Origin of the sequence: Pseudomonas putida W15Oct28 (genome assembly GCF_000708715.2) — a bacterium.
In the GTDB taxonomy this organism is placed as follows: domain Bacteria; phylum Pseudomonadota; class Gammaproteobacteria; order Pseudomonadales; family Pseudomonadaceae; genus Aquipseudomonas; species Aquipseudomonas putida_R.
On the sequence record NZ_JENB01000017.1, the window covers coordinates 83,814 to 104,441 of the forward strand.

General features: G+C 60.4%; 19 protein-coding genes. 6 read left to right on the plus strand and 13 right to left on the minus strand.

What is annotated here, in order from left to right:
• Positions 1-42 precede the first annotated feature (42 nt).
• Positions 43-1,803 carry a cation:proton antiporter gene (locus AK81_RS14230; RefSeq protein WP_043199889.1) on the minus strand — a complete coding sequence of 587 codons (1,761 nt, stop codon included), beginning with the start codon at positions 1,801-1,803 and terminating at the stop codon, positions 43-45.
• A 342-nt stretch (positions 1,804-2,145) separates the two neighbouring features.
• Between AK81_RS14230 and AK81_RS14235 the strand changes: the two genes are divergently transcribed.
• Positions 2,146-2,631, plus strand: a complete 486-nt coding sequence (locus AK81_RS14235; protein ID WP_043199891.1) for an acyl-CoA thioesterase — start codon at positions 2,146-2,148, stop codon at positions 2,629-2,631.
• On the opposite strand, the gene pdxY is transcribed toward AK81_RS14235, so the two are convergent.
• Positions 2,628-3,500, minus strand: coding sequence for a pyridoxal kinase PdxY (pdxY, locus tag AK81_RS14240; protein WP_043199893.1), 873 nt, complete (start codon positions 3,498-3,500; stop codon positions 2,628-2,630). The genes AK81_RS14235 and pdxY overlap by 4 nt on opposite strands.
• 119 nt (positions 3,501-3,619) lie before the next feature.
• Between pdxY and AK81_RS14245 the strand changes: the two genes are divergently transcribed.
• Entirely contained in the window at positions 3,620-4,012 is a 393-nt protein-coding gene (locus tag AK81_RS14245; RefSeq protein ID WP_043199894.1) for a DUF3301 domain-containing protein, read from the plus strand.
• Here the strand turns inward: AK81_RS14245 and AK81_RS14250 are convergent, their stop codons facing one another.
• The 3 genes from AK81_RS14250 to zigA are packed head-to-tail and all read right to left on the minus strand — an operon-like array spanning position 4,013 to position 6,854.
• A complete protein-coding gene (locus AK81_RS14250; RefSeq protein ID WP_043199896.1) occupies positions 4,013-4,984 on the minus strand; it encodes a CobW family GTP-binding protein in 972 nt (323 codons plus the stop codon). It lies immediately after the preceding gene.
• A 38-nt stretch (positions 4,985-5,022) separates the two neighbouring features.
• Entirely contained in the window at positions 5,023-5,649 is a 627-nt protein-coding gene (locus AK81_RS14255; RefSeq protein ID WP_043199897.1) for a DUF1826 domain-containing protein, read from the minus strand.
• Complete coding sequence (gene zigA, locus AK81_RS14260) at positions 5,646-6,854, minus strand: zinc metallochaperone GTPase ZigA (RefSeq protein WP_043199898.1); 1,209 nt, start codon at positions 6,852-6,854, stop codon at positions 5,646-5,648. The genes AK81_RS14255 and zigA overlap by 4 nt, the downstream gene beginning before the upstream one ends.
• Positions 6,855-6,969: 115 nt before the next feature.
• Here zigA and AK81_RS14265 point away from each other — a divergent pair, with 115 nt between their 5' ends.
• Positions 6,970-7,350, plus strand: a complete 381-nt coding sequence (locus tag AK81_RS14265) for a hypothetical protein (protein WP_043199900.1) — start codon at positions 6,970-6,972, stop codon at positions 7,348-7,350.
• A 25-nt stretch (positions 7,351-7,375) separates the two neighbouring features.
• Positions 7,376-8,281, plus strand: a complete 906-nt coding sequence (folE2, locus tag AK81_RS14270) for a GTP cyclohydrolase FolE2 (protein WP_043199901.1) — start codon at positions 7,376-7,378, stop codon at positions 8,279-8,281.
• Here the strand turns inward: folE2 and AK81_RS14275 are convergent.
• Positions 8,265-8,792, minus strand: coding sequence for a DUF3617 domain-containing protein (locus tag AK81_RS14275; RefSeq protein WP_043199903.1), 528 nt, complete (start codon positions 8,790-8,792; stop codon positions 8,265-8,267). The genes folE2 and AK81_RS14275 overlap by 17 nt on opposite strands.
• Before the next feature lie 132 nt (positions 8,793-8,924).
• Between AK81_RS14275 and cls the strand changes: the two genes are divergently transcribed.
• Entirely contained in the window at positions 8,925-10,364 is a 1,440-nt protein-coding gene (gene cls, locus AK81_RS14280; protein ID WP_043199905.1) for a cardiolipin synthase, read from the plus strand.
• A 232-nt stretch (positions 10,365-10,596) separates the two neighbouring features.
• Here the strand turns inward: cls and cfaB are convergent, their stop codons facing one another.
• Complete coding sequence (cfaB, locus tag AK81_RS14285; protein WP_043199906.1) at positions 10,597-11,781, minus strand: C17 cyclopropane fatty acid synthase CfaB; 1,185 nt, start codon at positions 11,779-11,781, stop codon at positions 10,597-10,599.
• 207 nt (positions 11,782-11,988) lie between these two features.
• On the opposite strand from cfaB, the gene lpdA reads away from it, so the two are divergent.
• Positions 11,989-13,389 carry a dihydrolipoyl dehydrogenase gene (gene lpdA / locus AK81_RS14290; protein WP_043199908.1) on the plus strand — a complete coding sequence of 467 codons (1,401 nt, stop codon included), beginning with the start codon at positions 11,989-11,991 and terminating at the stop codon, positions 13,387-13,389.
• Between the two features lie 85 nt (positions 13,390-13,474).
• On the opposite strand, the gene glmS is transcribed toward lpdA, so the two are convergent.
• The 6 genes from glmS to atpG all read right to left on the minus strand — a co-directional run bounded on the left by glmS (position 13,475) and on the right by atpG (position 20,603).
• Positions 13,475-15,310, minus strand: coding sequence for a glutamine--fructose-6-phosphate transaminase (isomerizing) (gene glmS / locus AK81_RS14295; protein WP_043199909.1), 1,836 nt, complete (start codon positions 15,308-15,310; stop codon positions 13,475-13,477).
• Between the two features lie 3 nt (positions 15,311-15,313).
• On the minus strand, positions 15,314-16,090 hold the full coding sequence (locus AK81_RS14300) for a DeoR/GlpR family DNA-binding transcription regulator (protein WP_012274906.1): 777 nt from the start codon (positions 16,088-16,090) through the stop codon (positions 15,314-15,316).
• A gap of 295 nt (positions 16,091-16,385) precedes the next feature.
• Positions 16,386-17,753: a bifunctional UDP-N-acetylglucosamine diphosphorylase/glucosamine-1-phosphate N-acetyltransferase GlmU gene (gene glmU, locus AK81_RS14305; RefSeq protein ID WP_043199910.1), complete on the minus strand. Its 1,368-nt coding sequence runs from the start codon at positions 17,751-17,753 to the stop codon at positions 16,386-16,388.
• Between the two features lie 122 nt (positions 17,754-17,875).
• Positions 17,876-18,295: a F0F1 ATP synthase subunit epsilon gene (locus AK81_RS14310; protein WP_041167946.1), complete on the minus strand. Its 420-nt coding sequence runs from the start codon at positions 18,293-18,295 to the stop codon at positions 17,876-17,878.
• A 43-nt stretch (positions 18,296-18,338) separates the two neighbouring features.
• Positions 18,339-19,715: a F0F1 ATP synthase subunit beta gene (gene atpD / locus AK81_RS14315; RefSeq protein WP_043199911.1), complete on the minus strand. Its 1,377-nt coding sequence runs from the start codon at positions 19,713-19,715 to the stop codon at positions 18,339-18,341.
• A gap of 27 nt (positions 19,716-19,742) precedes the next feature.
• A complete protein-coding gene (atpG, locus tag AK81_RS14320; protein ID WP_043199913.1) occupies positions 19,743-20,603 on the minus strand; it encodes a F0F1 ATP synthase subunit gamma in 861 nt (286 codons plus the stop codon).
• Positions 20,604-20,628 lie beyond the last annotated feature (25 nt).

Consider the following 20,628-nt stretch of genomic DNA (forward strand, 5'->3'; position numbering starts at 1 on the left):
CCCTCGGACGACGATGAAACTTTGCGCAGGGAGCATTGCCCCTCAGTGCGTGTTCTCGCGGCTGTTTTCCAGCGTCTCCAGCAAGGCAATCTGCATGCGCGTGTGCACGCGGATGAACCAGCGCCACAACAAAGCCACCACCACCGCGGCCACCACGGCAATGACCAACAGCAACTCGCTGGTGGGCAGAATGCTCGCCGACAATGCCGACAGCAGCAGGAAAATCACCAGCAGCGACAACAGCGGGATAACCTCGGCGATCACGCGGCGCACACGCTGGGTATGCCGCCCGGCCATTTCCGGCTTCACGCCCATTTCTGCCAGCAGCATCGACAGCGCCTTGAGCTTGCGATAGGCGGCGATCAGGAACGGCAGCGACAGCAACAACGCTGCCCCCCAGATCATCGCCTTCTGCTGGCTGACATCGCTGACCCACTCACTGAGCCAGTTGCCGATAGGCTCTGCAAAGTAACCACCACTGAAGAAGATGGCGATCACCAGCGCCAGATTCACCCCCACCTGCAACAGGATGCGCCGGATCATCGCTGCGAGCATGGCGCTCTCGCCCTGCGGCTGGATGTTGCGCAACCACTCGCCATACAACGAAAGCACCCGCGCCAGGCGGGTGGGCACCACATTGCCAAGCTTCTGCGACAGTGGGTCGGCCGCACGGATCAGGTAGGGCGTCAACAGCGTGGTGATGGCCGAGACTGCGACCGCCACCGGGTAGAGGAAGTCGCTGGTCACCTGCAGCGTCATGCCCAGCGCGGCGATGATGAAGGAAAACTCGCCAATCTGCGAAAGGCCCATGCCCACCCGCAGCGACGTGCGCCCGTCATTACCGGCAATGAACGCCCCCATGCCACAGGAGAGCATCTTGCCCAGTACCACCGCCAGGGTGATGACCACGATCGGCCAGGCGTAATCGACGAGCACTTGTGGGTCGATCATCAGGCCGATGGCGACGAAGAAGATGGCGCTGAACAGGTCGCGTACCGGCTCGATCAGGCGCTCGATCTTCAGCAACTGGCGTGATTCGGCCATGATCGCGCCAATCAGGAAGGCGCCCAGCACCATGCTGTATTCCAGCTTCACCACCAGCAGGCAGAAGCCGAAGCACAGGCCAAGCACGGTAATCAGCAGCATTTCGTTGCTTTCGAACTTGGCCACGTAGGCCAGCAGCCGCGGCACCAGCAGGATGCCGATGACCAAGGCGACGATCATGAACAGCGACAGCTTGCCCACGGTGGAGAACACTTCGCCCGAGCTGACCGAGCCGCTGACAGCGATGCCGGACAGCAGGGCGATAATGCCGATACCGAGGATGTCCTCCACGATCAGCACGCCGAAGATCAACTGGGCGAAGCGCTCGTTCTTCATCTTCAGGTCGTTCAGTGCCTTGACGATGATAGTGGTCGAGGAAATGGCCAGGATGGCGCCGAGGAAAAGCGAGTCCATGGTGTTCCAGTCGAACCAGCGACCGATCTCGTAGCCGATCCAGATCATCAGCACGATTTCCAGGAACGCCGCGATGAACGCCGTGGCGCCCACCTTGAACAGCTTGCGCAGGCTGAATTCGAGCCCCAGGCAGAACATCAGGAAGATCACCCCCAGTTCGGCAAGGATCTTGATGGTCTCTTCGTCATGGATCAGGCCGAATGGCGGGGTGTGCGGGCCGATGATGAAGCCGGCGACAATGTAGCCCAGCACCACCGGCTGCTTGAGGCGGTGAAAGAGAATGGTGACCACGCCAGCGACCATCATGATGACTGCCAGGTCCTGGATGAAGCTGATGGCATGCATGGCGTGATACTCCTTTTCTCGTCTTTTTATGGATGCCTGGGCAGACCGCTCCTCTGCCAAGGCAAAACTGAGCGAGCAGCAAGTACATACTGTATTGAATGCAGGAAAGCCCATGGTGCATGGGCGTACTCAGGTTAACATCGCACCCCGCCGCAAAAGGCCGGTGCAATATGCAGAAACAGATCGGCTGGAAAAGCGCCGCTGATGGCATGATCAGCGTGACGACGGGGCGTCAGACAACGTCCCGTACCTGTAAGGCAAATTCAAAAGAGGGGAACAGAAGTGTCAGCAGATAACGCCCCCCATTCGCCCGATTCAGCGCAACCTCACCGTGAGCACACTATGGAACCTGGAAACGCCCAGCTGAGCATGACCGTCCTGATGACCCCGGACATGGCCAACTTTTCTGGCAACGTACATGGCGGCACCCTGCTCAAGTACCTCGACGAAGTGGCCTACGCGTGCGCCAGCCGCTATGCCGGCAGCTATGTGGTAACCCTGTCGGTCGACCAGGTGATCTTCCGCGAGCCCGTGCACGTGGGTGAACTGGTGACCTTCCTGGCATCGGTCAACTACACCGGCAACACCTCGATGGAGGTCGGCATCAAAGTGGTGACCGAGAACATCCGCGAGCGCTCAGTGCGCCATTCCAACAGCTGCTTCTTCACCATGGTCGCGGTAGACGACAACCGCCGCCCGGTCCCGGTGCCGCCGCGCCAGCCGCACAGCAGCGAAGAAAAGCGCCGCTTCCTTCAAGGCCAGCAGCGCCGCCAGATCCGCCAGGAGCTGGAGAAGCGCTACCGGGACCTGAAAACCGACGCGATCTAAAGCGCCAGCAACTGCGCCTCGAAGCGCACCCGCGGGTGGGCGATGCGATCCTGGGCCCGCACCAGCTGCAGTTCGTAGCTGGCGCAGGCCTGGGTTTCCAGCAGCACCTCATGCACGGCTGCAGCGGTGAACTCGAACGCTTGCACCCAGCTGTCGCCGAGCAGCACGCGGGCCAGGAACAAGCCTGAGGTCAGGTCACCCACGCCCACTGGCTGACGCGGGAACGCCAGCAGCGGGCGGCGCAGGTGCCAGCTTTGCTCGGCGGTCACCAGCAGCATTTCGAACTGGTCTTCGGCCCGCCCGGGGTAAACCAGGTGCTTGACCAGTACCACCTGCGGCCCACGCTGCAACAGGCTGCGCGCCATATTCACGCAATCTTCCAGCGACTGCGCGCGGCGCCCACAGAAGCTGTCCAGCTCCAGCTGGTTGGGGCACAGGATGTCGGCCCGGGCCGCCGCCTCGTCGAGCAGGAACTCGCTGACCTCCTGTGGCACGATGCAGCCCTTCTCCGGGTGCCCCATGACCGGGTCACACAAGTACAAAGCCTTCGGGTTCACCGCCCTGATCCGCTCGACACCCGCCAGGATCGCCCGCCCCTGCTCGGCACTGCCCAGGTAGCCAGAAAGCACCGCATCGCAGTGACCCAGCTCGCCAATGTTGGAAATACCTTCCACCAACGCGGGAATTTGCGCCGGAGCAAGCACTTCCCCCGCCCACTGGCCATACTGTGTGTGATTGGAGAACTGCACGGTATTGAGCGGCCAGACATTGACCCCGATACGCTGCATGGGAAACACCGCGGCGCTGTTGCCGGCGTGGCCGAACACCACATGGGACTGAATGGCGAGCAGGTGCGGGGTACGTTTCATGCAGGGGTTTCCAAAGCTGTTTCAAGGATTGTGCGCAGCGCAGTATGAACTCGATTGCCACCTGTACGACAGGCCAGGGACGCAGTTAAGCTGGATCTACCTGTTTGGAGCATATGCAAATGTTGACCCTGGAGAATGTCTTTGTCCTGATGCTGTTCGCCACGGCAGGCGGCTGGTTGTGGCACAACCATGGGTTACGCGAAAAAGCCGTGGAACGGGTCAAACAGCACTGCGCCAAGCTCGACCTCGAGCTGCTGGACGATGCCGTCGCACTCAAGCGCATCGCTTTTGTCCGTGATGCCAATGGCCGCAAGCGCCTGGCACGCATCTATGCCTTCGAGTTCACCGTCACCGGCGAGCAACGCCACCCGGGTACCGTGACCCAGTTCGGCGCGCACAGCGTGCAGATCGAACTGGCGCCCTACCCGTTCGAAATCAAGACCCCGCCACGCACCGACAATGTCATCGAGATGCAGCAGTGGCGCCAGGAACACAATCGCTGGCGCAACTGATCAACTGACGCGGCATTCGCTCAACCCCGCTTGCAGTGTGGGTTGCGATTGCGGCTGATCAAAAATCAGCTCGATACGGCTATCCCTTCGCCAGTCACTGGGCTGCCACATCGGCATGTCACCTTTGAGCCCATTGAATGACTGCCAGCCTTCCACGCTGTGGATAACCCCTTTGGCGCGCAGCCACGGCCAAGCATGCAAGAACGCCTCTAGCCGCTGTGGATAAAACTGCTGTGCGGGATGCCAGCGCCAGCCAATGCTCCAACCTCCCTCCCCCTCCTGGGCAAGACAGATCGGCTGGCTGGGGTCTGTCCACAATATTGTTGGGGCACTTCCAAGATTGTCGACAATCCTGTTTTCCTCAAATGGGCTGTCGACAATCTGTACGAGGGAGCCAGGAAGGCTTGATAGCGGCACCTGACCCTGCACCGACCACATCACGTTCTTGTCGTTAAATTTATTAGTTATCAACAACTTAGATTTTTCATCCACAGCCTCTGACTTGTTGAAAACCACGTATTCAGACGCGTTGAAAGCCTGCTGCTGGGCCTCCGGAAGCGGCTCGTTTCGCACCATGGATTGAGCATCGACAACCATCACCAATGGCTGGATTGTCAGCACTCCAACCCATGGAGCCTGCTGTAGTTGAGCAAGCAGCTGCAACGGGTGACCCAGGCCGGAAGGCTCGATAAACAGCCGGTCGGGCCGGGATTTGCGCAATAACCGGCCCAGGCCCACCTGGAACGGCATGCCGTTGACACAACACAGGCAGCCGCCTGCAACCTCGCCGATGGCGATGCCATCTTCGTCACGGCTGAGCAAGGCCGCATCCAGGCCAACAAGGCCGAATTCGTTGATCAATACCGCCCAGCGTTCGTTGCCCGGGCGCTGGGCGAGCAGATGGCGGATCAGGGTGGTCTTGCCGGCCCCCAGCGGGCCAGCAATCACATGGGTGGGGATGTTCTGCAGCATGGGATGGCTCAGGCGGGGTGATGGCTCACTATGCGCCGTCAGGCTAGCCAGTCAAGGCTGAGCAGCAGGCGCCCCTGCTGGCCCGAGGGCGAGCGGTGCACCAGGCCTGCACCTTCGTTGCCCTGCCACTTCTCGCCCTTGAGTACGGCCACTTCACCGACGCGCAGCTGCTGAATGTTGTCCACAGAAGGTTCAGCTGTGTGTAACTCCCCGCGCGGGGTTTCCAGCTCTCGCAACCACTCGCTACCAGGGCCCGCATAAGTGGTGAGCAGCCGCAACGGCACGTTATCCACATGGAAGCGCGGGCACATGGGCCCGGTGAGCACCCGTAGACGCAAACCGACCCGCCGTGCGCCAACCAGGCAGGTATAGGCCGCTAACAGCCAGGCCACATCGGCCACGAACGCTTCGTAACCGTGCAAGTCCGCCGCTTCGCGTAGCAAATCCGACAAAACCGGCGTCTGCTGCTCGTCCACATCGATGACACGTTGATCAGCCAGGTCTTGCCCAAGGCTAACTACCAACTCGGCAAAATCCTCCAGCTGTGGTGGCAAGCGCCGGCGCCACACCGCCAGGTTCACGCCGTCCTGCAGCACGTCCCCCAACACCAGCGGCGTTTCGCCAAACACCTGGAAGATATCCACAGGCTTGCGCGCCAGGCTCATGCTGCCTCCTCCTGGTGCCAAGGTCCAAATGGATCGGGCAAACGCAACCAGCTCATGTGCCCCAACTCCATTTCTTCATCCGTCAACAGGCAGGCTTCAAGATCTGTGGATAACTTTTTGAAGTCGATGTTCTGCCCGATGAACACCAGTTCCTGCCGGCAGTCACCGGTTTCGGCGGTCCAGTGTTTCAAGATATCGGCAGTGTTATCCACATCCTGCGGCCACTGCTCGCGCGGCACGAAACGCCACCAGCGACCCGCCAGGCCGTGGCGCATCATGCCACCTGCCTGGGACCAGCTACCGGCTTCCTGGTACTTGCTGGCCAACCAGAAAAAACCCTTCGAACGCAGCAGCCGTCCATTGCTCCAGGGCATGTGGATAAAGTCGAAAAAGCGCTGGGGATGAAGTGGCCGCCGGGCCTGCCAGGTCGTGGCCGCGATGCCGTACTCTTCTGTCTCTGGCACATGCTCGCCGCGCAACTCTTGCAGCCAGCCAGGCGCTTGGGCCGCTTGGTCGAAGTCGAACAGGCCAGTGTCCAGGATGCGCGCCAGCGGTACCTGGCCCATGACCATGGGCACGATCTGCGCCCGGGCGTTGAGGCTGCGCAAAATGGCCATGAGTTCTTCGCGCTCGTGCTGGCTGATCAGGTCGATCTTGCTCAGCAACAGCACATCGGCGAACTCCACCTGCTCGATCAGCAGGTCGCTGATCGACCGCTCGTCCTCTTCACCCAAGGTTTCGCCACGGCTGGCCAGGCTGTCTGCTGCCTGGTAATCGCGCAAGAAATTCAGGCCATCGACCACAGTGACCATGGTGTCCAGCCGCGCCATGTCGGAAAGGCTGCGGCCCTGCTCGTCGCGAAAGGTGAACGTCTCGGCAACCGGCAGTGGCTCCGAGATACCCGTGGACTCGATGAGCAAATAATCGAAGCGGCCTTCTTCGGCCAGCCGCGCCACCTCTTCGAGCAGGTCTTCACGCAGGGTGCAGCAGATGCAGCCGTTGCTCATCTCGACCAGTTTCTCTTCAGCGCGGTTGAGGCTGACGTTGCGCTGCACCTCGCTGGCGTCGATGTTGATTTCACTCATGTCGTTGACGATGACCGCGACCCGCAGGTTGTCGCGGTTACGCAGCACATGGTTGAGCAAAGTGCTCTTGCCGGCGCCAAGGAAGCCAGACAGCACGGTGACAGGGAGACGATTGGACATGGCGAAACCTCTTCAGGCGAGCGCATTCGAAACGATGCATTGCACAATGTTATAAAGTAACAATACAATTTCGCCAAGCCGTTCTCGACGGACGCGTATTCACCGGGGATGAAAAATGAACCTGCCACGCGCCATGGTGTTGCTGTTGCTCGCCATGTCCACTTCGCTGTTCGCCATGCCAAAGAGCAGCCCGTTAGCGGTGTGTACACGCAGCGCGACACTGCTTGCCTGCGAGGACGGCAAGGGCAGTTACTACAGCGTGCGCAGCGAAGGCAGCACGTTCTACCTGCGCGGCTACGACTTCAACAGCCGGCGCCTGTGGGCACAAACCAACAGCCGCTATGGCACGTTGACCTTTTTCACCGGCCTGGCCAGCGATGGCGAAGCCTGGGTGGGTTATAGCCGTCGCGTTGGCTGGACCACCCTGAACCGCGTATCCAGCTCCAGTGGGCAGCACTTCAAGCTGCACTGCAGCCTGGTGGGCGGTTGCCACTGATGTCTCATTTTGTTTGGAAAGCCAGATGACCCAGCTCAAGCTCCCCGACATCGCAGCACAAACCCTGGAGTACACCTTGCCTTTGGACTGGGTGGGCATGTGCGGAATCGCCTTGCCTGTGCAATTCGAAGGGCGCACCGCAGCCGCCAAAATCGATGCTGGGGTAAGCCTGGTAGACGGCAGCTCACGCGGCATCCACATGTCGCGGCTTTACCTTGCCCTGGAGTCATTGGAGCACCAGCCCCTCACTCCGCTGGCAATCAGGGAGCTACTGGCTGATTTCCTGAGTAGCCATGAAGGCCTTTCGTCTGCTGCCTACCTGCGCCTCAGCTTCGAGCATCTGCTGAAAAGGCCAGCTTTGATCAGCCCATTGGCAGGCTGGAAAAGCTATGCCGTTACGGTCGATGCAAGGATAGAAAATGAAATGTTCCACGTGGAACTATTTGTTTCTGTGCCTTACTCCTCGACCTGTCCATGCTCGGCTGCACTTGCACGGCAGCTGATTCAGCAGCAGTTCCTGGGCGATTTCAGCGAGGAGCAGGTCGAAAAATCCGAAGTATTGCGGTGGCTTGGTAGCGCCCAGGGCATAGTGGCGACGCCCCATAGCCAACGAAGTAGCGCGCAAATCCAAGTCCGGCTGCGCAGCACTCAGCCCGCGTTACCCATCACCGAATTGATCAATTGCATTGAGGCAAGCTTGGGAACCGCTGTGCAGACCGCAGTGAAACGTGCGGACGAGCAGGCCTTCGCTTTGGCCAACGGGCAAAACCTGATGTTCTGTGAAGACGCCGCACGACGCCTGCACAAGGCGCTACGGCAACTGGAATGGAGCACGGCCTTCAAGCTGCGCGTGGAACATGCAGAAAGCCTGCATGCCCACGACGCCGTCGCCACCAGCCAATGGCAATGGGACGTCAGCTGCGCGGTTTGACCGTGCCGCAGTCATTGCCCAGCCACACCGCACGGGTGTTCATGCTGCCTTGCTGCTGCACACCCGAAGCGTTGAACGTACCATTGACCTGGGTGGTGAATTCCCGGTCGCTGAGGAAGGTGGCTTGGCCAGTACCCTGTGCCTTGGGGCAGCTGAACTGGAACTTCCACACATTACCGGTGCGGTCGGTAATCTTCTGGGTGCAGCCTGACTTCGGGTCCTGCAGCGGGATGTCGTTGGTTGCCACCTGCTCTGGTGTCAGGCACGAACGCACGCCGTTGCCACCGACCGTCACCCCTTGTTTGGCCAACACCCCTTCCATCATCGCGCGCTGCTCTGGCGGCAGGTTTTTCAACTGACCGAGCATGAACTGCATGTCGGGTAACGGCTTGCCATCGACCTGCATGTTGCTGGTGGTCAGCTCCCACAAACCTGGTTGCAGCACCTGCGCATGCACCAGCGGGCTGCTCATGGCTAGGGCCAACGCCAACAGTGGCAGACGAATCTTCATGGACGATCGCTCCTGGAAAAAACCGGCCAAGCGGGCCGGGCTGAACCTTGGACGCCAAATCCACCTTCAGGTTGCAAGGCGGACCGGGAACGTGTTCTGTTAGCTCAAGTGTACTCGGCAAGCAGGATGCATATGGATTACCACAGCCCCTACTTTTTTGGTTACCTACTCGGACTGATTCACCTACTGGGTATCGTCGCCGCACTGCACGCGATCTTCACCGTGCGTACCGCCCAAGGCGCGATAGCCTGGGCCATGCCGTTGTTCTTCATCCCCTACCTTACCTTGATCCCCTATCTGGTCTTTGGCGCCCGCTCGTTCTATGCCTACATCAAGGCCAGGCGCCAGGCCAACCAGGAAATGCACGTGGCCATGGCCAATCTCAACTGGCGGCCTTGGGTGGAAGAAGCCCTTACCGCCCGTGAGTCAGAAAGCTATGCAGCCCTTCGCGCCATGCCCAAACTGGGGCGCATGCCCTGCCTGGCGAACAACCAGGTGAAGTTGCTGATCGATGGAAAAGCCACCTTCGATGCCATCTTCGCTGCCATCGAAAAAGCCCGCGATGTGGTGCTGGTGCAGTTCTTCATCATCCATGACGACACCCTCGGCAAGGCATTACAGCAACTGCTGCTACGCAAGGCTGCCGAAGGGGTGCAGGTGTTCGTGCTGTATGACCGCGTCGGCAGCCATGCCTTGCCGGCCCGTTACAGCCAGCAACTGCGCGACGGCGGTGTGCAGATTCATGCCTTCGCCACCCGCCGCGGTTGGTTCAACCGCTTCCAGGTGAACTTCCGCAACCATCGCAAGATCGTGGTAGTGGATGGCCTGCGGGGCTTCATCGGTGGGCACAACGTAGGTGACGAATACCTCGGGGAGCACCCGAAACTTTCCCCCTGGCGCGACACCCATGTCCAGATCGGCGGGCCGGTGCTGGCCTGCCTGCAGGAGTCGTTCGCCGAGGACTGGTACTGGGCCACGCGCCAGCTGCCGCCGCTGATCCTGCCGGATACCTACCCGGATAACGGCGTGCTGTGCCAGGCCTTGGCCAGCGGCCCGGCCGACCCGCAGGAAACCTGCTCGTTGTTCTTCCTCGAAGCAATCCATTCAGCTACGCGACGGGTATGGATCACCAGCCCCTACTTCATCCCGGACGAGGCGGTGTTCGCCGCGTTGCGCCTGGCGGTACTGCGTGGGGTCGATGTGCGCGTGCTGATCCCGTCACGGCCTGACCACCGCGTGGTCTATGCCGCCTCCAGCCTGTTCGCTTTCGAAGCGGTGCGTGCAGGTGTGCGCATGTTCCGTTACCAGCCGGGCTTCCTGCATCAGAAGGTGGTGCTGGTGGATGATGATGTGAGTGCGATCGGCAGTGCCAACCTGGACAACCGCTCGTTCCGGCTGAATTTCGAGATCACCCTGCTGACCGTCGACCGCAGCTTCGCAGACCAGGTCGAGCACATGCTGATCAATGACTTTGAACAGTCGCGGGAAATTACTGCCGAGGACAGCCTCGACACTCATAGACTGCAGCAATTGGGGATGCGGATTGCACGGCTGATTTCGCCGATCCTTTAAGGTAGAAGCTGCCTACTCTAGCCCCATCGCTGGCAAGCCAGATCCCACAGGTACTGCATAAGCCTGAAGCCTGCGCGGTCCCTGTGGGAGCGGGCATGCCCGCGAAGAATCCTGCGCGGTGTATGGCACCGGCTTCGCCGGTGTTCGCGGGCACGCCCGCTCCCACAGTGATCGCGCAAACGCTTAGAGTTTGACCAAGACAGTTGCTCCCACAAAGTCCGCATCTACGTTCTTAGCGATACAGGTCTTCGCGCGTCCAAGGCAGGTCATGGTGCCCATCGGCGTATGGCTTCACCGCCAGTATCTGGTGCAAGTTGATCCAGCCCTTCTCAAAGGCATACGCACAGCCTGCGAGGTACAGACGCCAGATGCGCAGGGTCTTTTCCGGCACCAGCGCTGCCGCCTTGTGCAGCTGGTTCTCAAGGTTTGCGCTCCAGTGATGCAAGGTCTTGGCGTAGTGCAGGCGCAGGCTTTCCACGTCCACCACCTCCAGCCCCGCTTCACAGATGTTGGCGCTGATCATCGACAGGTGAGGCAGCTCGCCATGGGGGAACACGTAGCGGTCGATGAACTCACCTGCACCACGCCCGACCGGGCGCCCATCGATGTGCTTGGCGGTGATACCGTGGTTCATCACCAGCCCCCCTTCCCTCACGGCGCCGAACAACTTCTGGCAATACAACGCCAGGTTGGCATGCCCGACATGTTCGAACATGCCAACGCTGACCACCTTGTCGAAGCGGCCATCCTGAGGCAGGTCACGGTAGTCGAGAATCTGCAGGTCGACCTTGTTGGCCAGGCCTTCGGCCTTGACCCTCTGCCGGCCGAGCTTGAGCTGCTCCTTGCTCAAGGTGATGCCGAAGACCTTGGCGTCATATTCACGTGCCGCGAAGCGCGCAAGCCCACCCCAACCACAGCCAACGTCCAGCAGGTAGTCGCCGGCATTCAGGCGCAGCTTGCGGCATAGGTGGTCGAACTTGTCCTGCTGCGCCTGATCGAGCGTGTTATCCGGCTCGCGAAAGTAGGCGCACGAATAGGCCATGTCCTGGTCCAGCCACAGCCGGTAGAACGCATTGGAAACATCGTAGTGATAGGAGATGGCTTCGGCGTCAGTGCTCTTGTCATGGGCAAGCCGCGGCGGCAAAGCATTGTCGTCATCAGCCAGCAGCGCCTCGCTCAGCTCATCGCATACGCGGATGGCTTCACCGATATCGCCTTCCAGCTCCAGCTTGCCTTCGACGAATGCGGTGCCCAACTGCTCCAGGCTCGGGTGCGTCAACTGGCTGATCAACTGTGGCTCTTTGACCAGAATGGTGACCTGCGGGCTAGGCCCCAGATCGAACTGGTTACCGTCCCACAGTTTCAGCCGCAGCGGCAGACACAGGCTCTGCAGTGCTGGTGGAAGTTGCGCGAGCATGAACAACCCTCCTATCCGTGTTTGGCCACGACGCCTGATATTTCGAACGTCGCCGGATCAGAGTAGTTCATTGGTGGGAGGTTTCCTCTAAACGAGACCAAGGTCTAGAACCAACTGATCTTATCCACACAGCAGATTGTATACAATTCTCGCATCTCAGCTTAACCTTGTGCCCCTCTCGCGCTTCTACATCCTGGAGTTGAACCCATGAAATCCTATGACGTGGTGATCATCGGCGGTGGCCCTGGCGGCTACAACGCAGCCATCCGCGCTGGCCAGCTGGGCCTGAGCGTCGCCTGCGTGGAAGGCCGCTCGACCTTGGGCGGCACGTGTTTGAACGTGGGCTGCATGCCCTCCAAGGCACTGCTGCATGCGTCCGAGCTGTACGAGGCCGCCAGCGGTGAGGAGTTCGCTCACCTCGGTATCGAAGTTAAGCCCACCCTCAACCTCGCCCAGATGATGAAACAGAAGGACGAGAGCGTGACCGGCCTGACCAAGGGCATCGAATACCTGTTCCGCAAGAACAAGGTCGACTGGATCAAGGGTTGGGGCCGCCTGGACGGTGTCGGCAAGGTTATGGTCAAGGCTGAAGACGGCAGCGAAACTGCGCTGCAAGCCAAGGACGTGGTCATCGCCACCGGCTCCGAGCCCACTCCTCTGCCGGGCGTGACCATCGACAACCAGCGCATCATCGACTCGACCGGCGCGCTGTCGCTGCCGCAAGTGCCCAAGCACCTGGTTGTCATCGGTGCCGGCGTGATCGGGCTTGAGCTGGGTTCGGTCTGGCGCCGCCTGGGTAGCCAGGTCACCGTCATCGAATACCTCGACCGCATCTGCCCAGGTACCGACACGGAAACCGCCAAGACCCTGCAAAAGGCACTCGCCAAGCAAGGCATGGTGTTCAAGCTGGGCAGCAAAGTGACTCAAGCCACTGCAAGTGCCGATGGCGTGAGCCTGACCCTGGAGCCTGCCGCCGGCGGCACCGCAGAATCGCTGCAGGCCGATTACGTGATGGTGGCTATCGGCCGTCGCCCTTATACCAAAGGGCTGAACCTTGAAAGCGTGGGCCTGGAAACCGACAAGCGCGGCATGCTCGGCAACGAACACCACCGCACTTCAGTGCCAGGTGTGTGGGTGATTGGTGACGTCACTTCCGGCCCGATGCTGGCGCACAAGGCCGAAGACGAAGCGGTCGCCTGCATCGAGCGCATTGCCGGCAAGCCCCACGAGGTCAACTACAACCTCATCCCTGGCGTGATCTACACCCGCCCGGAGCTGGCCACCGTGGGCAAGACCGAAGAGCAGCTCAAAGCCGAAGGGCGTGCTTATAAAGTAGGCAAGTTCCCCTTCACCGCCAACAGCCGCGCCAAGATCAACCACGAGACCGAAGGCTTCGCCAAAGTCATCGCCGATGCCCAAACCGATGAAGTGCTGGGTGTGCACCTGGTGGGCCCAAGCGTCAGCGAGATGATCGGTGAGTTCTGCGTGGCCATGGAGTTCTCGGCCTCGGCAGAAGACATCGCCCTCACCTGCCACCCCCACCCGACCCGCTCCGAGGCCTTGCGCCAGGCAGCGATGAATGTGGACGGCATGGCGATGCAGATCTGAGCCGTCTGGCTACGCTTTTTCTTAGGTATCAGAAAGAAAAAAGCCCTCCATATGGGGGGCTTTCGAACCGGGAACTCTGTGTTGGTTACTCGACAGTAACCGACTTGGCCAGGTTACGCGGCTGGTCCACGTCGGTGCCTTTGAGCACGGCCACGTAGTACGACAGCAGCTGCAGTGGAATGGTGTACAGGATCGGCGCCAGCGCATCGGCGATGTGCGGGACCTTGATCACGTGAGTGCCTTCACCATTGGTCATGCCAGCGTGCTCGTCGGCGAACACCACCAACTCGCCACCACGGGCACGCACTTCCTGCAGGTTGGATTTCAGCTTTTCCAGCAGTTCGTTGTTCGGGGCAACGGTAACCACCGGCATGTCGTTATCCACCAGTGCCAACGGGCCGTGCTTCAGCTCGCCTGCCGGGTAGGCTTCGGCGTGGATGTAGGAGATTTCCTTGAGCTTGAGCGCACCTTCCATCGCCACCGGGTACTGTGCGCCTCGGCCGAGGAACAGGGTGTGATGCTTGTCGGCGAACAGCTCGGCGATTTTCTCGACAGTAGCGTCCATGGCCAGGGCTTCACCCAGGCGGGTCGGCAGGCGACGCAGCTCTTCAACCAGCTCGCCTTCGACACCCTCTTCCAGGGTACCGCGCACCTGGCCCAGGGCCAGGGTCAGCAGCATCAGCGACACCAGCTGAGTGGTGAAGGCTTTGGTCGAGGCCACACCGATTTCCGGGCCGGCCAAGGTCAGCAGAGTCAGGTCCGACTCACGCACCAGCGAGCTGATGCCCACGTTGCAGATTGCCAGGCTGCCGAGGAAGCCCAGCTCCTTGGCGTTACGCAGCGCGGCCAGGGTGTCGGCGGTTTCGCCAGACTGCGAGATGGAGACGAACAGGGTATCCGGCTGCACTACTACTTTGCGGTAACGGAATTCGCTGGCCACTTCCACCTGGCACGGGATGCCAGCCAGGCTTTCGAGCCAGTAACGGGCGACCATACCGGCGTGGTAGCTGGTGCCACAGGCAACGATCTGCACGTTGCGCACTTTGGCGAACAGGTCGGCAGCTTTCGGGCCGAAGGCCTGGACCAGCACGTTGTCCTTGCCCAGGCGGCCTTCCAGGGTGCGCTGAACAACGCTTGGCTGCTCGTGGATTTCCTTCAGCATGAAGTGGCGATAGTTGCCCTTGTCGGCAGCTTCGGCACCTTCATGGTACTGCACGGTTTCGCGCTGGACCTTGTTGCCTTGCTGGTCCCAGATGGTGACCTGGTCACGGCGGATTTCAGCGATGTCGCCTTCTTCAAGGTACATGAAGCGGTCGGTGACCTGGCGCAGGGCCAATTGGTCGGACGCCAGGAAGTTTTCACCCAGGCCCAGGCCGATGACCAGCGGGCTGCCGCTGCGTGCAGCCACCAGGCGGTCAGGCTGCTTGGCGCTGATCAGTGCCAGGCCATAGGCGCCGTGCAGGCGCTTCACCGCTGCTTTCAGCGCATCGGTCAGGTCCGGAACGCTCTTCAGGGTGTGGTGGATCAGGTGGACGATGACTTCGGTGTCGGTCTGCGAAGTGAAGACGTAGCCCAGGCCTTTCAGCTCTTCGCGCAGCTCTTCGTGGTTCTCGATGATGCCGTTGTGCACCACAGCCACTTCATCGCCCGAGAAGTGCGGGTGAGCGTTGCCTTCGGTCGGCGCACCGTGGGTAGCCCAACGGGTGTGGGCAATGCCCAGCTGGCCGGCCAGCGGGTCAGCGGCAACAGCGGCTTGCAGCTCGCTGACCTTGCCAATACGGCGGCGGCGCTCCAGCTCACCCGCCTGGGTCAGAACGGCCAGGCCGGCGCTGTCGTAACCACGGTACTCAAGACGCTTGAGGCCCTCGATCAGGATGGCTGTGATATTGCGCTCGGCGACAGCACCAACGATTCCACACATGTTTTATTGCTCCTGGCTGATCGCGGCGCAGATCAGGTTGATGCCGCGAGCTTGAATTTGTTCGCGTGCCGCTGCGGGCAGGCGTTCGTCAGTAATAAGGGTGTGCACACTGCCCCAGGGCAGCTCGAGGTTGGGGATCTTGCGCCCCACCTTGTCCGACTCGACCATCACGATCACTTCACGGGCAACTTCGGCCATGACCCGGCTAAGCCCGAGCAATTCGTTGAAGGTGGTGGTGCCCCGGCCCAGGTCGATGCCGTCGGCACCTATAAACAGCTGGTCGAAATCGTATGAGCGTAAAACCTGCTCGGCCACCTGGCCCTGGAACGACTCGGAATGGGGGTCCCAGGTGCCACCGGTCATCAATAGCACCGGCTCGTGTTCGAGGTCGCAGATGGCACGGGCCACGTTCAGCGAATTGGTCATCACCACAAGGCCGGGCTGGCGCCCTAGCTCGGGGATCATGGCTGCCGTGGTACTGCCGCTGTCGATGATGATGCGCGCATGTTCGCGGATACGACCGACGGCGGCACGCGCAATGGCCTTCTTGTAGGAAGACACAGGCTGGGCCGGCTCACCGAGCAGTTCTTGCGGCACCGGTACCGCACCGCCGTAGCGGCGCAGCAACAGGCCGTTGGTTTCGAGGGCGGCGAGGTCTTTGCGAATGGTCACTTCCGAAGTTTCGAAACGCTTGGCCAGGGCGTCCACGCTCACCTCACCCTGCTCGCTGAGCAAAGCCAGGATATTGTGCCGCCGCTGCGGTGTGTTTCGTTTCGACATGAGCGTCTAAGTTTCGTTTCGAAAGATAATGGTTGCAATCAAAACCTAAGACGGTCGTTTCGTCAAGCAGTAGCTGCCCTGTGGATAGTTTTTCGTGCCTGATGTGGCAGCGGCCTTGCGTCGCGAAAGGGCCGCAAAGCGGCCCCAAGGGTTTCAACGGGAATGCACACATTGCCGGGGCTGCTTTGCAGCCCTTTCGCGACGCAAGGCCGCTCCCACAAAGAGAACCGTTCAGCCAAAAAAAAGCCGACTTATTCACATAAGTCGGCTTTCGATCGAAACAGCTGTGAATAACTCAGCTCTTCTTGATCTTCTCCGGCCGCTTCCAGCCCGAGATGTTGCGCTGGCGCGCACGGCCCACAGCCAGGTCAGCGGCTTCGACGGTCTGGGTGATGGTCGAACCGGCTGCGGTGGTCGCGCCGGCCTTGATTTCCACAGGCGCCACCAGCGAGTTGTTCGAACCGATGAACACGTCCTCGCCCATCACCGTCTTGAACTTGTTGGCGCCATCGTAGTTGCAGGTGATGGTGCCAGCGCCAATGTTGGTGCGCGCACCAATCTCGGCATCGCCCAGGTAGGTCAGGTGACCGGCCTTGGCGCCTTCACCCAGGTGGGCGTTTTTCAGTTCCACAAAGTTACCCACATGGGCCTTGGCGTCCAGCACGCTGCCTGGGCGCAGGCGGGCGAACGGGCCGGCATCGCTGCCCTCACCCATCACGGCGCCTTCGAGGTGGCTGTTGGCCTTGACCACCGCGCCTTTGCGCAGGGTGGTGTTCTTGATGACGCAGTTAGGGCCGATCTGCACATCGTCCTCGATGACCACCTTGCCTTCGAGAATCACGTTGATGTCGATCAGCACGTCACGACCAACGGTCACTTCACCGCGTACATCGAAGCGCGCCGGGTCGCGCAGGGTCACACCCTGGGCCATCAGGCGGCGGCCTTCACGCAGCTGGTAGTGACGCTCCAGCTCGGACAGCTGACGACGATCGTTGGCGCCCTGCACTTCCATCGGGTCGTGTGGCTGTTCGGTGGCCACCACCAGGCCGTCAGCCACCGCCATGGCGATGACGTCGGTCAGGTAGTACTCGCCCTGGGCGTTGTTGTTCGACAGGCGGCCCATCCAGTCAGCCAGGCGCGCGGCTGGCAGGGCCAGAATACCGGTGTTGCCTTCCTTGATCGCTTTCTGCGCGTCGTTGGCGTCCTTGTGCTCAACGATGGCAGTCACCTGGCCTTGCTCGTCACGCACGATGCGGCCATAGCCGGTCGGGTCGTCGAGCGTGACCGTAAGCAGGCCCAGCTGCTGGTCATTGGCCTTGGCCAACAGACGTTGCAAGGTCTCCACTTCGATCAACGGTACATCGCCGTACAGCACCAGCACGGTGTCGGCGGTCACGGCCGGCAGTGCCTGGGCTACCGCATGGCCGGTACCCAACTGTTTTTCCTGCATGACGAAGTTCAGGTCGTCAGCGGCCAGGCGCTCGCGAACCAGCTCGGCACCATGACCAATGACCACGTGAATACCTTGCGGCTGCAGTTGGCGCGCGCTGTGGATAACATGGCCGAGCATGGAGTTGCCGGCTACCGGGTGCAGCACCTTGGGCAGCGCCGAGCGCATGCGGGTGCCTTGGCCGGCGGCGAGAATAACGATATCGAGTGACATTACTGGCTACCAATCCTGGGCGGTCAGTGAAAGACCGGGGGGGAGAAAAATCAGAAAAAGAAAAAGGGTAGCCGAGGCTACCCTTTTACTCAATCGCAACAGAAGTTATCAGCCGTGGCCGATTACTTGCCTTTGCGCATTTGCTGGACGGTACGCAGCTGGGCTGCGGCCTCGGCCAGACGTGCAGCGGCGGCACTGTAGTCGAAGTCCGCGCCTTTCAGATTCAGGGCGTTCTCGGCAGCCTTGAGGGCTTCCTGAGCTTGCGCTTCATCCAGGTCTGCAGCACGTTGCACGGTATCGGCAAGCACCTTGACCATGTTCGGCTGAACTTCGAGGAAACCACCAGAGATGTAGAACACCTCTTGGGCACCACCCTGCTTGGTCAGCGTGATCGGACCTGGCTTCAGATTGGTGATCAGCGGCGCGTGGCCTGGAGCGATACCAAGATCACCCAGGTTACCGTGCGCAACCACCATCTCGACCAGACCGGAGAAAATTTCTCCTTCCGCGCTGACGATATCGCAATGGACTGTCATAGCCATCTGCTTGCCTCAACCTGATAGCGCCCCTTGCGGGGCGCAGGAATTACAGTTTCTTGGCTTTCTCGATCGCTTCGTCGATGCTGCCGACCATGTAGAACGCTTGTTCTGGCAGGTGGTCGTAGTCACCTTTGAGGATGCCGCTGAAGCCAGCGATGGTGTCTTTCAGGGAAACGTACTTGCCTGGCGAACCGGTGAAGACTTCGGCCACGAAGAACGGCTGCGACAGGAAGCGCTGGATCTTACGAGCGCGGGCTACCAGTTGCTTGTCGGTCTCGGACAGTTCGTCCATACCCAGGATCGCAATGATGTCCTTCAGCTCTTTGTAGCGCTGCAGAACATACTGAACGCCACGAGCGGTGTCGTAGTGCTCGTTGCCGATCACGTTCGGGTCCAGCTGGCGCGAAGTCGAGTCCAGTGGATCGACCGCTGGGTAGATACCCAGGGAGGCGATGTCACGGGACAGAACGACGGTGGCGTCCAAGTGGGCGAAGGTGGTCGCTGGCGACGGGTCGGTCAAGTCGTCCGCAGGTACGTATACGGCCTGGACGGAGGTGATCGAACCTTCCTTGGTGGAGGTGATGCGCTCTTGCAGAACGCCCATCTCTTCAGCCAGGGTCGGCTGGTAACCTACTGCCGAAGGCATACGGCCCAGCAGTGCGGATACTTCGGTACCGGCCAGGGTGTAACGATAGATGTTGTCGACGAACAGCAGAACGTCGTTACCTTCGTCACGGAACTTCTCAGCCATGGTCAGGCCGGTCAGCGCTACGCGCAGACGGTTTCCTGGTGGCTCGTTCATCTGACCGTAGACCAGCGCTACTTTGTCGAGAACGTTGGAGTCCTTCATCTCGTGGTAGAAGTCGTTACCCTCACGAGTACGCTCACCCACACCAGCGAACACGGAGTAACCGCTGTGTTCCATGGCGATGTTACGGATCAGTTCCATCATGTTTACGGTCTTGCCGACACCGGCACCACCGAACAGACCAACCTTACCACCCTTGGCGAACGGGCAAACCAGGTCGATAACCTTGATGCCGGTTTCCAGCAGGTCGTTGCCGCCTGCCTGGTCAGCGAACGAAGGCGCTGGCTGGTGGATACCGCGACGCTCTTCTTCACCGATCGGGCCGGCTTCGTCGATCGGGTTGCCCAGTACGTCCATGATACGGCCCAGAGTGGCCTTACCAACAGGAACGGAAATGGCAGCACCGGTGTCGACGACGTCCAGACCGCGCTTCAAGCCTTCGGTGGAGCCCATCGCAATGGTACGAACCACGCCGTCGCCCAGCTGCTGCTGAACTTCGAGGGTGGTTTCCGCGCCTTGTACTTTCAGCGCGTTGTATACACTCGGCACGCCGTCACGTGGGAATTCCACGTCGATGACGGCGCCGATGATTTGAACGATACGTCCGCTACTCATAGCTGGATCCTCTGAATATGTGAACCGTTAAACCGCGGCAGCGCCGCCGACGATTTCCGAGATCTCCTGGGTGATCGCAGCCTGACGCGCCTTGTTGTAGATCAATTGGAGCTCTTTGATCAAATCACCGGCGTTGTCTGTGGCGTTTTTCATGGCGATCATCCGGGCCGCTTGTTCAGCAGCGTTGTTCTCGACCACCGCCTGGTATACCTGCGACTCCACGTAACGCACCATCAAGCCGTCCAGCAGCTCTTTTGCGTCGGGTTCGTACAGGTAGTCCCAGTGGTGCTTGAGTTCCTGATCCGGGGTTGCCACCAACGGTACCAATTGCTCGACCGTTGGTTTCTGGGTCATGGTGTTGATGAACTTGTTCGAAACCACCGAGAGGCGATCGATACGGCCGTCCAGGTAGGCGTCCAGCATCACTTTGACGGAGCCGATCAGATCGTTGATCGATGGCTCTTCGCCCAAGTGGCTGATCGCTGCTACGACGTTGCCGCCAAAGATGCGGAAGAAAGTCGCACCCTTGCTGCCGATCACGCACAGGTCGATTTCCACGCCCTGTTCGCGGTTTGCGCTCATGTCCTTGACCAAGGCCTTGAACAGGTTGGTATTCAAGCCACCGCACAGACCACGGTCACTGCTCACCACGATATAACCGGCGCGCTTTACAGGGCGCTCGATCATGAACGGGTGGCGGTATTCCGGGTTGGCGTTGGCCAGATGACCGATCACCTGGCGGATACGCTCCGCGTAAGGACGGCTAGCAGCCATGCGCATTTGTGCCCTGCGCATCTTGCTGACCGCCACTTTCTCCATGGCGCTGGTAATTTTTTGCGTGCTTTTGATGCTCGCAATCTTACTGCGAATCTCTTTTGCGCCTGCCATGTATCACCTATCAGGTTAGCAAGCG